15 protein-coding genes and 1 riboswitch are annotated in these 14,015 nt (G+C 55.5%); of the genes, 12 read left to right on the top strand and 3 right to left on the bottom strand.

Annotation, left to right across the window (positions count from 1 at the left end; all coding sequences use genetic code 11):
• Window positions 1-227: 227 nt before the first annotated feature.
• The gene (locus CV945_RS03015; RefSeq protein WP_063329883.1) at window positions 228-926 is read right to left on the bottom strand and encodes a helix-turn-helix transcriptional regulator; all 699 of its coding nucleotides are present in this window, start codon (window positions 924-926) and stop codon (window positions 228-230) included.
• A gap of 192 nt (window positions 927-1,118) precedes the next feature.
• Between CV945_RS03015 and comGA the strand changes: the two genes are divergently transcribed.
• The 8 genes from comGA to CV945_RS03055 all read left to right on the top strand — a co-directional run bounded on the left by comGA (window position 1,119) and on the right by CV945_RS03055 (window position 5,534).
• Window positions 1,119-2,192 (top strand): competence type IV pilus ATPase ComGA, encoded by a 1,074-nt coding sequence (comGA, locus tag CV945_RS03020; RefSeq protein ID WP_011231917.1) that lies wholly within the window; start codon window positions 1,119-1,121, stop codon window positions 2,190-2,192.
• Window positions 2,189-3,217 carry a competence type IV pilus assembly protein ComGB gene (comGB, locus tag CV945_RS03025; RefSeq protein ID WP_033016395.1) on the top strand — a complete coding sequence of 343 codons (1,029 nt, stop codon included), beginning with the start codon at window positions 2,189-2,191 and terminating at the stop codon, window positions 3,215-3,217. Before comGA ends, comGB begins: the two co-directional genes overlap by 4 nt.
• A gap of 41 nt (window positions 3,218-3,258) precedes the next feature.
• Window positions 3,259-3,555, top strand: coding sequence for a competence type IV pilus major pilin ComGC (comGC, locus tag CV945_RS03030; protein WP_100659103.1), 297 nt, complete (start codon window positions 3,259-3,261; stop codon window positions 3,553-3,555).
• The gene (gene comGD / locus CV945_RS03035; protein ID WP_232721966.1) at window positions 3,539-3,982 is read left to right on the top strand and encodes a competence type IV pilus minor pilin ComGD; all 444 of its coding nucleotides are present in this window, start codon (window positions 3,539-3,541) and stop codon (window positions 3,980-3,982) included. Before comGC ends, comGD begins: the two co-directional genes overlap by 17 nt.
• Complete coding sequence (locus CV945_RS03040) at window positions 3,966-4,292, top strand: hypothetical protein (RefSeq protein ID WP_047818694.1); 327 nt, start codon at window positions 3,966-3,968, stop codon at window positions 4,290-4,292. Before comGD ends, CV945_RS03040 begins: the two co-directional genes overlap by 17 nt.
• Before the next feature lie 23 nt (window positions 4,293-4,315).
• Window positions 4,316-4,717: a competence type IV pilus minor pilin ComGF gene (gene comGF, locus CV945_RS03045; RefSeq protein ID WP_230581369.1), complete on the top strand. Its 402-nt coding sequence runs from the start codon at window positions 4,316-4,318 to the stop codon at window positions 4,715-4,717.
• A 108-nt stretch (window positions 4,718-4,825) separates the two neighbouring features.
• On the top strand, window positions 4,826-5,215 hold the full coding sequence (gene comGG, locus CV945_RS03050; RefSeq protein ID WP_044743169.1) for a competence type IV pilus minor pilin ComGG: 390 nt from the start codon (window positions 4,826-4,828) through the stop codon (window positions 5,213-5,215).
• Window positions 5,216-5,354: 139 nt separating this feature from the next.
• A complete protein-coding gene (locus CV945_RS03055) occupies window positions 5,355-5,534 on the top strand; it encodes a YqzE family protein (protein ID WP_044743170.1) in 180 nt (59 codons plus the stop codon).
• Between the two features lie 96 nt (window positions 5,535-5,630).
• Here CV945_RS03055 and CV945_RS03060 read toward each other — a convergent pair whose 3' ends face one another.
• Window positions 5,631-6,425, bottom strand: coding sequence for a YqhG family protein (locus CV945_RS03060; RefSeq protein ID WP_063329790.1), 795 nt, complete (start codon window positions 6,423-6,425; stop codon window positions 5,631-5,633).
• Window positions 6,412-8,076, bottom strand: a complete 1,665-nt coding sequence (locus tag CV945_RS03065; RefSeq protein WP_033010189.1) for a DEAD/DEAH box helicase — start codon at window positions 8,074-8,076, stop codon at window positions 6,412-6,414. The genes CV945_RS03060 and CV945_RS03065 overlap by 14 nt, the downstream gene beginning before the upstream one ends.
• Before the next feature lie 218 nt (window positions 8,077-8,294).
• A riboswitch (glycine riboswitch) is annotated at window positions 8,295-8,383 on the top strand.
• 189 nt (window positions 8,384-8,572) lie between these two features.
• Between CV945_RS03065 and gcvT the strand changes: the two genes are divergently transcribed.
• The 4 genes from gcvT (at window position 8,573) to CV945_RS03085 (ending at window position 13,866) form a co-directional block, all read left to right on the top strand.
• A complete protein-coding gene (gene gcvT / locus CV945_RS03070) occupies window positions 8,573-9,670 on the top strand; it encodes a glycine cleavage system aminomethyltransferase GcvT (RefSeq protein WP_033010240.1) in 1,098 nt (365 codons plus the stop codon).
• A 17-nt stretch (window positions 9,671-9,687) separates the two neighbouring features.
• Window positions 9,688-11,034: an aminomethyl-transferring glycine dehydrogenase subunit GcvPA gene (gene gcvPA / locus CV945_RS03075; RefSeq protein WP_033010188.1), complete on the top strand. Its 1,347-nt coding sequence runs from the start codon at window positions 9,688-9,690 to the stop codon at window positions 11,032-11,034.
• Entirely contained in the window at window positions 11,027-12,493 is a 1,467-nt protein-coding gene (gcvPB, locus tag CV945_RS03080; protein ID WP_033010187.1) for an aminomethyl-transferring glycine dehydrogenase subunit GcvPB, read from the top strand. Before gcvPA ends, gcvPB begins: the two co-directional genes overlap by 8 nt.
• A gap of 182 nt (window positions 12,494-12,675) precedes the next feature.
• Window positions 12,676-13,866, top strand: coding sequence for an ROK family transcriptional regulator (locus CV945_RS03085; protein ID WP_033010239.1), 1,191 nt, complete (start codon window positions 12,676-12,678; stop codon window positions 13,864-13,866).
• Window positions 13,867-14,015 lie beyond the last annotated feature (149 nt).

The following is a 14,015-nucleotide window of genomic DNA, read 5'->3' on the forward strand; positions in this document are numbered from 1 at the left end:
GGTATGGTGAGTGATGTGTTTGACACCCCTGCATCATACCAAGAGGGCTTTTTTTGATCAAGTCCCCGGAAAAGCTCCTAACGGGAATGCTCCTTTTTGAGCAATCCATTGGTCTTTACTTATTATAATGTACAATGATTGTGAATGTAAATAACGCTTTCGGACAAGGTGAAAGAAAAAAAGCGGGCGGATCGCACCGCCCGTGTAAAACGAAAAAGGGGCCGCCGTCACGGGCGAATGGCGATGCGGTAAGCGCAGCGGCGGCTGCCGTTCATCATATTTTCTGTTTCCGCTACTTTCGCATCGGCAAACAACGCTTCCACCATTCCTTCTAAAAAGGCATGATGCAGGCTGCAAACGACATCAGGCTGCTGTGCGGCGATTTCTTTGAACGGACAGTTGAAAATGTCGAGGCAAAGCACGCCTTTGTCTTCCTCATAGCGAAATTGCGGCAGAAATCCGGCCGCTTCCGCTGCTTCTTCCATGATGCGGATCTTTTCCTCGAGGGCAAGCGCGCCCGTTGAACCGTTATGCGGCAGGCGTTTGGCGACGAGTTCATAGCCAAACTGTTTTCCTGTTTCGCGAAGCGCTTCCTGCCCGACCGCGCCGAGTTGAGCCATCGTCTGAATGGCGATGCGGGCGAGAAGCTGGTAGTCACGGAACGGAAAATACAAACCGACGACTTCGTCAGACAGCCGGTACAGCCGGCTCGGCCGTCCGCCTTTTCCCGTTTTTTGCGTATCCGATACGACCATGCGAACGTCTTCAAGCTTCGTTAAATGCAAGCGGGCAACGTTTGGATGGATATGAAATTTTTCTGCGATTTCTTGAACAGAAACTTCGCGATGCACTTTTGCCATATATTCATAAATATGAAATCTTGTCGGGTCAGACAATACGCTTGTGATTTTCAGCGTTTGTTCCATTGGTTTCCCTCCTAAATGAATCATTGGTATGGTTATTATAATGAAATCGTCCAAAGCGAGGAATGATTTTTGTCACTATTGGCAGTGAGTGGACTGACATTCAAAAAAATTTCACAAAAAAGCTGCGCCAAAAGCAGGATAACGACTCATGCTCGTCGAAATACAAAGCAGTCTGTCGAAAGGAGGGAATATGTGCTGAACGAGATCGAACAAACGGCAAACCGCCTTCTCGCCGAAGCGGTGCAACGCCGCGCCTCGGATCTTCACCTCGTTCCGCGCCGCCGCGATGCCGCTGTTCGTCTTCGGCTTGATGGCATGCTTGTCGACGTTGGCGTGCTTTCGAAGGAAACGGCGGAACGTCTCATCGCCCACTTTAAATTTTTAGCCGGCATGGACATCGGGGAACGACGCCGTCCGCAAAGCGGCGCCATGGAAGTGGCTGAGTTTGGGGAAACGGTGTATTTGCGTTTATCGACATTGCCGACGCTCTACGATGAAAGCCTCGTCATTCGGCTTCTGCCGCAGCGCTTCTCGCTGCCGCTTCGCGAACTATCTTTATTCTTCCGCTCCACCGCACGATTATTTTCCTTCATGCAGCATCCGCAAGGGCTTGTGCTGTTGACCGGCCCGACGGGGTCGGGAAAAACGACGACCCTCTACACCCTTCTTGATCTTTGCCAAGCTGAAAGGCAACGCAACATCATCACGCTTGAAGATCCGATCGAAAAACAGAACGAACGATTGTTGCAAGTGCAAATCAATGAAAAAGCAGGCATCACATACGCCGCCGGGTTAAAAGCGGCGCTGCGCCATGACCCGGATGTGTTGATGGTCGGCGAGATCCGCGATCATGATACGGCGGCCATTGCCATCCGTTCAGCGTTGAGCGGCCATTTGGTCGTCTCGACGATGCACGCCGCCGATGCAGTCGGCGCCGTCTACCGGCTGCATGAATTCGGCATTCCGCTCGGCGATTTGGCCGAGACGCTGCTTGCCGTCTCTGCCCAGCGGCTTGTCGAGCTGTGCTGCCCGCTGTGCGGCGACGATTGCCATCCATCGTGCGGCCGTCTTGGACGACGCCGGCGCACGGCTGTTTATGAGTTGCTTTGCGGTTCAGCGCTGGAGGACGTGATTCGTTCCCTCTCCAATGGGAGAGGGAAGCCAAAGCGCTCTTATATGACGCTGGCGCGCTTGATCCGCAAGGGGATTGCGCTCGGCTACCTGCCCGTTCGCATGCTTGAGCTCGTCGGAGGGGGAGAAAGATGAAACGCAAAATGTGGCCGCTCGCTGAACAGGCGTTGTTTTTCACTCGGCTCGGCCGGTTGCTCGAGCGCGGTTACCCCCTTGGGCAAGCGCTTGAGTTTTTGGCCATTCAGGCTCCCACACACCGCCGGATGGAAGTGGAACGCTGTCTGCAGCAGCTGCGCGCCGGGCTGCCGCTGTTTGCGGCTGTCGAAGCGCTGTCGGTCGACCGCATGGCGGTTAACCTTCTCTTTTTTGCCGAACGGCATGGCGATTTACCGCGCGGCATGGCAGAGACAGGGGAAGCGCTGGCGCAAAAAGCGCGCTTCTACGAGCAGCTTCACCGCTTCAGCCGCTATCCGCTGTTCCTTCTTTCTTTGCTCATCATCATGCTCGTCTTGATGGAATGGTGGCTGCTGCCGCAGTTTGAACGGGCGGCGGCGGCGTTTTCTCCACAACGCGGGCACACCGCTTGGCTGCTTGCGGTGGTCGCCCATGCCCCTATGGCGATGGCGGCCATCGCCGTCTTGGCGGTGTTCTCCGGGCTGTTTTACACCGCTTATTTCCGCCGCTGGCCGGTCTCCCGAAAACTTCAATTCGCCTTGCGAATTCCAGGGCTTGCTTCGTTTCTGAGACTGTTCCTCACCTGCCTGACTGCCCGACAGCTCGGGCGCTTGCTGCAGGCCGGGTTGTCGGTTTATGATGCGCTCGGCGTGTTCAGCGAGCCGTCGTCCTGGCCATTTTTGCAAATGGAAGGCCGGCGCCTTCGCCACGGGTTGATGAAAGGGATGGCGCTTGACAGATTAATCGGCGCCGCCCGCTATTACGAACAAGAGCTGGCGCTTGTCATCCGCCACGGCCAGTCGAACGGCGAGCTTGGCAAAGAACTTGAACATTACAGCGAGTTTTTGCTGCAGATGATCGAAAAACGGGCCGAGGCTGCGCTGAAGCTCGTGCAGCCGCTTTTGCTGTCGGTTGTCGGGGCGCTGATTGTCGGCATGTATTTGGCCATTTTGCTGCCAATGTTTTCGATGTTGAACAGCTTGTAAAACAAGCGATAACTACATTTGTCGAGCGAGGAGGAATAGTTGTGAACCAAAAAGGGTTTACGCTCATTGAAATGTTGATCGTCCTGATGGTCATTTCCGTGCTGCTGTTCATTGCGATTCCGAACATTGCGAAACATAACAGCATGATTAACGAAAAAGGGTGCGAAGCGTTTCTGAACACCGTGCAGGCGCAAGTGAAGGCATACGAGATGGAACATAACAAAATTCCGACGGTGCAGGAATTGCTCGCTGGCCGCTATATCAAGTCGGACAAATGTCCGAACGGTCATGCCATCCAAATCAGCGCGAACGGCGATGTGAGTGAAAGTGGCTCGTAACGGCGGGTTTACGCTGCTTGAGATGCTGGTCGTTTTATCGGTCGTCCTTTTGCTGTCGGTGTTGGCTGTTCCGGCGTTCGGCGGGGCGGTGCGCCAGCAGGAGGAAGCGCATATGCTGGCCGTGCTGCGCGCCGACTTGTACAGCGCGCAGCAGCACGCCATCGCCCATCGGAGGAAGGTGTCCGTCTTTTTCAGCAATGGACGCGGTGAGTATAGGGCGGTCGAAGGAGGAAGCGGCCGGACGGTCGTCGTCCGCTCGCTTCCTGCGCCTTGGCGGTTTCAGCTCAGCACGCTCCGTAATCCGCTCATCTTTACCGATAATGGCAATATCGAGCAAGCGGGAACTGTTTGGGTGAAAAGCGGCCGGGGCAGCTACAAGGTGACGTTTTTGCTCGGGAAGGGGCGGTTTTATGTGCAAAAAATGTAGCCGCGGATTTTTGCTCATGGAAGCGTTGTTCGCGTTGGCGCTGTTATGGACGGCGGCCGCCGTTTTTCTGCCTATGTTGATGCAAATGGAGCTTGAACGGAACAACCTCGCTCTTGAAGAACAAGCGCAGCGGCTGCTGGCCATTGCGCTGTATGAGGAGCCACTTGTTGGTGAAACGAAGGCATCGATTGGGCGGACGGTGTTTCGGCTTCGGGCGTATGAGGAAGGAGGGCGGATGTGGAAAGTATGTGTGCGTTGGAACGATTATGCCGGCCGCGAAAAGGAGCAGTGCGGGTACAGCAAGCGATAGGAAGTAAGGAAGGCGGGTTTGCATTGCTTGAGGCATTGATGGCCTTGGCTGTTGCTTTAGCGGTGGCCGCGGTCATCCCGGCGCTGCTTGCTGTCCGCCCGCTCGCCGCAGAGCCGAGCGACGGGTTTGCGCGCTTGGAATGGAGGCTGTTTTTGCAGCAGCTGCAAATCGAGTTGAATGAAGCGAAAAAATGGTCGACGGATGGCCGTGTGCTGTACTTACACAAATGGAATGGCGAGACCGTCAGTTTCTCGTTGGTTGCACCAAAAGCGGAACTGATTCGTCAAGTGAACGGAGCAGGCTACGAGACGGCGCTCCGCCATGTGCGGGCGGTGTCCTATCGCATCGGCGCCCATGGCTTGTTTTTGCAAGTGACAGCCGATGACGGCAAGGTGTGCGACGCGTTTGTGGCGCGGATGTTTTAGGCAAGGCGGCGCTAAGCCTGGAACGAGGCGAGCGCATCATTGAGGCTTTATGGCCTCATGCTTTGCGCGGTGTCGGCAAGGAGGAAAAGACGCAAGGGGTGAGGACAAATGGGCCGCCAAGATGGGGTGATTTTCCCGCTTGTCGCGGTCGTCGCGTTGCTGCTAGCGTTTTTTATGACGAATGCCGCACTTTTATACGAGGCGGAGCAGCAGGCGGCGCACGCCGTCCGGCAGGCAGCCGAGGCGGACGAGCTCGTGCAAATGGCGGTGTTTGATGTAAAGGAACAAATTGCAGCAACGGCTGCTGTGACAACGAAACAGGAAGGAAAGTGGACGTATCCGCGCGGGGAGGCGGTCTGCCGGTGGCAAAAGGAAACGGAGGCGAGCGTCCGGGTTTTCTTGACGGTTCGCTCGGCGGCCGGACTGCAGCGGACGGTCGCCTTCACCGTTGCCCTTCCATCGCTCGATATTACGGAATGGACGGAGCAAAACGGGTGAACTGCTCCGCCGGCCGAAATTCATCTCCCGCCTACTCATCGGGCTGTGCCATTTACGTTTCTTGAGGAGGGGACTTCTTTCGGAAAACGGTTAAAAAAGGAAAGATGAGGAAAAACTAAAAGAAAAAAGGGGGGCTTCGATGGCAGTCAACGACTATGTCAAATTTGTCACCCAGCGGTTCGTCACGTATATGGATATGCCAAAAGAGGAGCGGGCGCGGCGGCGGAGCGCGCGCAAACAAGAGCGGCCGCCGCTCTCTTACCGCTTGTTCGGCATCGTGCCGCTTTCACTCCGTTTGTTGTTTCGGCGCCGCCCGTAATGGGCGCCCGCTGGCTTGCAGCCGGCGGGCGTTTTTGATGGGGAGGGATGGCGGAATCCGCGCCGGGCTCAGGCTGCAGGCTTTTCGCACGGCAGCTCACGATGTGCGAGGCAGCAAGTAAAACAGCCCGCCGTTAATGACGGAAACGGTGATGCGCGGCTTGTACTGTTTTTCAAGCGCTTCTTTCTCGATATAATAACACTCCGGCTTTTCTTCCGTCTCTTTGTAAAACTCATCAAGCAAAGCTAAATCGTCGGCCCAGCGCCGGCGCGCTTCCTCGGCCCATGCATGATCGTCGGCGGCAATGCGGCCGCGGATATATTGCTCGAGGCGGGCGATGCCGCTTGGCGGCTTAATGAGCGGCGAAATTGTAAAACAATAGTCCGGGATTTTCGGCGTCAGTCGGCGCGCGCGGAGCCGCTCGTGGAACGACTCGACGATCGTTCCGCTAATGAGATGAAGGCCAAGGGAGACGATGGCATCTTTTTTTCGGTCGCATTCGTAGGAAATGACAACGTTCATCCCAAGCCATGGATGAAGGGCGGCATGGCTGGCGAGCGGGGCGTCCGGCTCTTCGTACAAACGAATGAAGCTGCCGCGTTTTTGCGCCGAGCGGAACAGCTGGTGCAGCCGCGGCGCCCCGAAATGAAGCCGGTCGCCTTTCAGCTTTTCCGTCCGTTCGCTCGGGCGGGTAATCAGCGTGAGCTGCATCGGCTGCGGGACGCCGCCCGTCCGTTCGATGTAATGCCAGTAAAACGGCCGGTTCATCAGCTCTTTATCCATTTCTGGCGTCAGCTGGACCGTCATATAGTCGTCATTCGCTTCTAACAACGTGCACCCGTTGGCGGCAAAATAACGCTCCACAAAACGACGGATTTCATGTTGCTGCATGCCGTTTGCCTCCTTCCTTTCCGAGCTGCTCCGCCAGCTCGATCATCGCGACGATGTTTTCCATTTTGATTTTCATCTCCCCTTCGCTCCGTGAATGAACGAAGGCGTCTTCGAAGTAGCGTTCCAAGTTGGCGAGGTTCATTTTCGCCAAAATGTCGTCCAGCTCGCCGACTACCCGCTCGAACAAGCGGATTTTCTCATAGAGAAGCGTTAAAATATGCTCTTCGACCGTCTGTTTGACGGCGAAGTTGTAAATGTAAACGTCATCTGTCTGCCCGAGGCGATGGACGCGGCCGATCCGCTGCTCAAGGCGCATCGGGTTCCACGGCAAGTCGTAGTTGATGACATAGCGGCAAAATTGCAAGTTGATGCCCTCGCCGCCCGCTTCGGTGGCGATGAACACTTGGGCGTGGTGTTTAAACAGTTCCTGCATCCAGTCTTTTTTGCCGCGCCGGAAGCCGCCGCGAAACGGGACGGATGAAATGCCGTGCTGTTTTAAAAACCATTGCAAATACAGCTGTGTCGCCCGGTATTCCGTAAAAATAATCACCTTATCGTTAATGGAGCGGATCAGTTCAAGCGCTTTTTCCGCCTTTGAATTCGTCGTGACGGCGTTGATTTTTTCCAGCACCTGCTCAAGCGCTTCAGGAATGGCTCCTTCGCATTTCTCCATCATATTTTTTATGGTTAAAAACAGCGCTTCACGGCTGCTGCACGCCTCGCGAAGCAGCGTGATGAGCGAAAACGAACCGGCGAACGGCTCATGGCGGAGCGCCCTCACTGCTTCGTACAGTTCGCGCTCTTCATCCGTAAACTCGATCAACACCGGCTCGACATGGCGCTTCGACCATTCGATCGGTGTATCGGCGCGGCGGTTGCGGATCATTACTTTGTTGACGAGCGCTTTTAAATGCTCGTTCGCCTGCACCGCCCTTGTTTTGCCGTATGTTTTGGCAAACTGCTCGGCGTTGCCTAAATGGCCGGGCTTCAAAAGTGAGACGAGGTTGAAGATTTCCTCAATCCGGTTTTGAATCGGCGTCGCCGTCAGCAACAAACAAAACTTCTTTTTTAAATTTTGCACAAACTCGTAGTTTTTCGTTTTGTTGTTTTTCAGTTTGTGCGCCTCGTCGATGATGATCATATCGTATGGCTGTTCGTAAATGATGGAGCGGTGCGGCTCCTTTTTCGCTGTATCGATCGAAGAAACCACAATGTCGCACTGTTCCCAGACGTAGCTCTTTTTTTGCTGGACGGCCGGGATGAAAAACTTTTCGTTCAATTCTTTCACCCATTGTGAAACAAGGGAGGCGGGAACGAGAATGAGCGCTTTTTTCACAAGGCCGCGAATCATATACTCTTTTAGGACGAGCCCGGCTTCAATCGTTTTGCCAAGTCCGACTTCATCGGCCAAAATCGCTTTGCCGTTCATCTCTTCAACGACGCGGCGCGCCACTTCGAGCTGGTGCGGGAGGATCGTCAAATGCGGCAAGTGCTTAGGCGCCTGCAGGCCGTCAAATTCCGGCACGCTTAAATGATGGGCCGCCTCTAACGCCAGCTCATACATTTCCCAGCTTGCCCACGGCCCGTCTTTTTCAATGCGCTCAAGAAATTCCTTTTTCCACGTCTCGTCCATTTCGATCGCAATGTTCATGTCCATCCCCTTCCCTTGTGACGAATGTTTATTCCGTAAAAATCCTCTTTGTTAGACAAAACAAGAACATTTTGACGGATAATTTCTATAAAAGTTCGATCATTTCCTATTGCCCTTTTTGAGTGGTTAATGGTAGTATAAATTTAGAACATTCGCATGAATGGCGGTCAAGGGCGTTTCTTAGTATGCCCGCTTTGGAAAATTTTATTGATCGGCGGATGACGGCAAGGGGAGAGACTACGGAATGTAGCGCCGAAGGAGCAAGCGGAAACGCGAATCTCTCAGGCAAAAAGACTCTTGCTTGACGCAGCTCTGGAGAGCGCCTGCCTATCGGCGGGCCACCCAAGGGGAAACCGTCGGGACCTCGCTGCCGCCAAGGCGCAGGCAAGCGGCCGACGGGAAACTTTCAGGTGCCAGGACAGAGCCTCTCTTTTTTCGCAAAGGGGGGAGTCTGTCCTTTTTTGCGTCATGCATTTCGATGAGGGAGGGAATCGCCTTGTTAAAGCGCACGCCGCTATTTCCGGTATACGCCCGTTACAACGCCAAAACAGTCGAATTTGGCGGCTGGGAAATGCCGGTGCAGTTTTCAAGCATCAAGGAAGAGCATGAAGCGGTAAGGACGCGCGCCGGACTGTTTGACGTCTCCCACATGGGGGAAATTGCGGTCCGCGGCCGCGGAAGCCTTGCCTTTTTGCAAAAACTGATGACGAACGATGTCGCCAAGCTTCGTCCAGGGCGGGCGCAATACACGCTCATGTGCAACGAAGATGGCGGCACGGTCGATGATTTGCTTATTTATCAAAAAGGAGAGAGCGACTATTTGCTTGTCGTCAACGCCGCCAATACGGAAAAAGATTTTGCCTGGCTGAATGAGCACATCGATGCGGATGTCGAGCTTGACAACGTTTCAGCGCAAACGGCGCAGCTTGCTCTGCAAGGACCAGCGGCCGAACGCGTGCTGCAAAAATTAACCAATCTGGATTTGCCGGCGATGCGTCCGTTTTCGTTCCAAGACAATGTGGAAGTGGCCGGCGTAAAGGCGCTCGTCTCGCGCACCGGCTATACGGGCGAAGACGGGTTCGAGATCTATTGCCAGGCAGAGGATGCCATCACGTTATGGGAGGCCATTTTAACAGCCGGGGCCGAAGACGGCGTCCTCCCATGCGGACTGGGAGCGCGCGATACGCTCCGGTTTGAGGCGTGTCTGCCGCTTTACGGCCAAGAATTGTCCGAAACGATCTCCCCGCTTGAAGCCGGGCTCGGGTTTGCCGTCAAAACGGAAAAAGAATCGCCGTTTATCGGCCAGGCCGCGTTAAAGCGGCAAAAAGAAGCCGGACCGCCGCGGCGGCTTGTCGGCATCGAGATGATGGACCGCGGCATTCCGCGCCATGGCTACCGGGTATTTGCCGGGAGCGCTGAAGTCGGATTCATTACGACCGGCACGCAGTCGCCGACGCTGAAGAAAAACATCGGGTTGGCGCTCGTGACAGCGGATGTTGCCGCAGCCGGTCAGGTCGTGGAGGTGGACATTCGCGGCAAGCGCTTGAAGGCGAAGATTGTACCGATCCCGTTTTACAAGCGGACGAAGTCATAAGCAAGGAGGAAAATACGGTGCTCCATCGTTATTTGCCGATGACGGAAGAAGACAAGCAGGAAATGTTGCGAACGATCGGCGTTGCATCCATTGATGAGCTGTTCGCCGACATTCCAGAACAAGTGCGTTTTCGAGGCGAGTTGAACGTGAAACCGGCGAAGTCGGAGCCGGAGCTATGGAAAGAGTTAAGCGCGTTAGCGGACAAAAACGCCAACGCCAAGCAATATGTTTCCTTTTTAGGAGCGGGCGTGTATGACCACTATATTCCGGCCGTGGTCGACCACGTCCTGTCGCGCTCCGAATTTTATACGGCGTATACGCCGTACCAGCCGGAGATTTCCCAAGGCGAACTGCAAGCCATTTTTGAGTTCCAAACGATGGTATGCGAGCTGACAGGCATGGATGTCGCCAATTCGTCGATGTACGACGGCGGCACGGCGCTCGCGGAAGCGGTGCTGCTTGCTGCCGCTCATACGAAGCGGACGAAAGTGCTTATTTCCGCGGCCGTTCACCCGCAATACCGCGATGTCGTGCGCACGTATGCGAAAGGGCAGAGATTAGAGGTAAAAGAAATTGCGTACGACGGCGGTGTTACCGATCTTCAAGCGCTTGAAGCGGAAATGGGGGATGACGTGGCGTGTGTGGTCGTCCAATACCCGAACTTCTTCGGGCAAATCGAGCCGCTCAAGGCGATGGAGCCGCTCGTCCATGAAAAGAAAAGCCTGTTCATTGTCGCGAGCAATCCGCTTGCCCTTGGCATTTTGACCCCGCCCGGCGCATTGGGGGCGGACATCGTCGTCGGCGATATGCAGCCGTTTGGCATCCCGATGCAGTTCGGCGGCCCACATTGCGGGTATTTCGCTGTCAAAGCGCCGCTGATGCGGAAAATTCCAGGCCGGCTCGTCGGGCAAACGAAAGATGAAGACGGGCGCCGCGGGTTTGTGTTGACGCTGCAGGCGCGCGAGCAGCATATCCGCCGCGATAAAGCGACATCCAATATTTGCTCGAACCAGGCGCTGAATGCCCTCGCCGCCTCGGTGGCGCTCTCGGCGCTCGGAAAACGGGGCGTAAAAGAGATGGCGACGATGAACATGCAAAAGGCGCATTATGCGAAACAGGCATTCGAACAGCACGGGGTTGTGTCGCCGTTTGCCGGTCCATTTTTCAATGAATTCGTCATCCGGCTCAACCGTCCGGTTTCTGAGGTGAACGCCCGCCTGCTCGAAAAGGGGATCATCGGCGGCTACGACCTTGGCGGTGATTATCCGGAACTTTCCAATCATATGCTTGTTGCTGTCACCGAACTGCGCACGAAAGAAGAAATCGATCGGTTCGTCAATGAATTGGGGGATTGCCATGCATAACGATCAACCGCTTATTTTCGAACGAAGCAAGCCGGGACGGATCGCCTACAGCCTGCCGGCGCTCGATGTTCCGGCTGTCGATGTCAGCGAGCTTGTGCCGCCCGATTATTTGCGTTCTGAAGAACCGGAGCTGCCGGAAGTATCGGAGCTCGATTTGATGCGCCATTACACGGCGCTTTCCAAGCGAAACCACGGCGTTGATTCCGGGTTTTACCCGCTTGGATCGTGCACGATGAAATACAATCCGAAAATCAATGAAAACGTCGCCCGTCTCGCCGGGTTTGCCCACATCCACCCGCTGCAGCCGGAAGAAACGGTGCAAGGGGCGCTTGAGTTGATGTACGACTTGCAGGAGCATTTAAAAGAAATCACGGGCATGGATGCGGTCACCTTGCAGCCGGCCGCCGGCGCCCATGGCGAGTGGACCGGGCTCATGATGATCCGCGCTTACCATGAGGCCAACGGCGATTTCAACCGGACGAAGGTAATCGTCCCGGATTCGGCGCACGGTACGAATCCGGCGTCGGCAACCGTTGCGGGGTTTGAGACAGTGACGGTCAAATCGACTGCCGCCGGCCTTGTTGATTTGGAGGATTTGCGGCGCGTCGTCGGCCCTGACACAGCGGCGCTCATGCTCACGAACCCGAACACGCTCGGGCTGTTTGAAGAGCAAATCGTCGAAATGGCGGAAATCGTCCATGCAGCGGGCGGCAAGCTGTACTATGACGGCGCGAACTTAAACGCCATCCTCGGCAAGGCGCGCCCCGGCGATATGGGCTTTGACGTCGTCCATTTGAACTTGCATAAAACGTTCACCGGCCCGCACGGCGGCGGAGGGCCAGGATCGGGCCCGGTCGGGGTGAAAGCTGACCTTGTGCCGTTTTTGCCGAAACCGGTCATCGCCAAAGGGGAAAACGGCCGTTGCTACCTTGACTACGACCGTCCACAGTCAATCGGCCGCGTCAAGCCGTTTTACGGCAATTTCGGCATCAACGTCCGGGCGTACACGTACATCCGCTCGATGGGGCCGGACGGTTTGAAAGCGGTGAGCGAATACGCCGTTTTAAACGCCAACTATATGATGCGCCGTCTTGCCGAGTATTACGATTTGCCGTATGACCGCCATTGCAAGCATGAGTTTGTCTTATCCGGCAAGCGGCAAAAGAAACTTGGCGTCAGAACGCTTGACATCGCGAAACGGCTGCTTGATTTCGGCTTCCATCCGCCGACCATTTACTTCCCGCTCATCGTCGAAGAGTGCATGATGATTGAGCCGACCGAGACGGAGTCGAAAGAGACGCTCGATGCGTTCATCGATGCGATGATTCAAATTGCCAAGGAAGCGGAAGAAACTCCGGAAATCGTTCAAGAAGCGCCGCATACGACGGTCGTCAAGCGGCTTGATGAAACGACCGCAGCGCGCAAGCCGATTTTGCGCTATCAAAAGCCGACAAACTGATCCGTGATACCGACAAACGGCTCGCCCGACAGTGGGCGGGCCGTTTCGTTTGGGGACAGCTGCATTGCTATGGCGGCATTGACAGAAAAGTCGAGTTAGTTTATTATATAAACTAATAGCAATGGCTGATCCATCATTCGCGGTGCATACTAAAAGTCATGACGAAAAGGATGACCGAAAACGTGAGGACAGGGAACATCACTCTTGTCAAAAAAATGAATAAACAGCTCGTCCTGAAATTGATCCGCGACCAACACCCGATTTCACGCGCCGATATTGCGAAAACGACCGGACTGAATAAAGCGACGGTTTCAGCGCTCGTCGATGAGCTGATCGCCGAGCATTTTGTCCATGAAAGCGGCATCGGCGTCTCCACAGGCGGACGCCGGCCGCTCATGCTCCGCTTTAATGCCGACGCCGGTTCGCTTGTCGGCGTCGAGCTCGGCGTTAACTATTTGTACGCCGTGGTGACGAACTTAAATGCTGAAATCATATGGGAGCAGCGGCGTTCGTTCCGCCCGTCCGAAGGGCAGGAGGCGATTGTCGGCGAGATGGCCGAATTGGTTGAAGCCGCGGTCCGCCGGGCGCCGGCGACACCGTACGGCGTAATGGGAATCGGCATCGGGGTGCCGGGCGTTGTCCATACGGAAAGCGGGACGGTGATTTTTGCGCCGAACTTGCGTTGGGGCGATGTGGCGTTGGCATCGGCCTTGCAAAAGCGATGGCCGCAATATCCGGTTATTGTGGAAAACGAGGCGAAACTGGCGGCGCTTGGCGAAAAATGGTTCGGCGCCGGCAAGGAGTTTGCCCATTTTGTGTATATTAGCGCCGGCATCGGCATCGGCGCCGGCGTCGTCCTTCATCATCAGCTGTATCGCGGGGTGAACGGGCTGGCGGGCGAGATCGGCCATCATACGATCGATGTCAACGGCGTCCGCTGTACTTGCGGCAATACCGGCTGCTGGGAAATGTACGCTTCACAAAAATATATTGAACGCCGTTTGGCCGAAGAAGGCCGTTTGGAGTGGCTGGACGACCGCTTTTCCATCGCCGCGATGGCGCTGGCGGCCGAAAACGATGCCCAGCTGGCGCGCATTTTGGAAGAAACGGGCCGCTATCTCGGCATCGGGCTGCTGCAGGTGATTTATGCGTACAACCCGGAGGCGGTCATTATCGGCGGCCCGCTTGCTCAGGCCGGTGATTTCGTGCTTGATGCAGCGCGCAAAGAGGTGAGGGAGCGCATTCTCGTCAAAAAAGAAAGCGAGCCGTCCATCATCGCCTCGAAGCTGAAAGAGAAAAGCTGCGCCATCGGTGCGGCTGCTTCGGTGCTTGAGGCGGTCGTCCTGCCGCCGGAATTTGAGACGGCTCCTTGACGGCCGCAACAGCAAAGGCGCCTGCCTATATAGATGCAATTTGAAGATTTACCATTTGCAGCTTTTATCGACTGTCAGGCGACCGAACAACGCCGCTTCACAGACCCATATATGGGTCTGTGAAGCAGGTGGTTGTTCGGTCTTCCGTC

This window comes from Geobacillus sp. Manikaran-105, from assembly GCF_002809955.1.
In the GTDB taxonomy this organism is placed as follows: domain Bacteria; phylum Bacillota; class Bacilli; order Bacillales; family Anoxybacillaceae; genus Geobacillus; species Geobacillus thermophilus.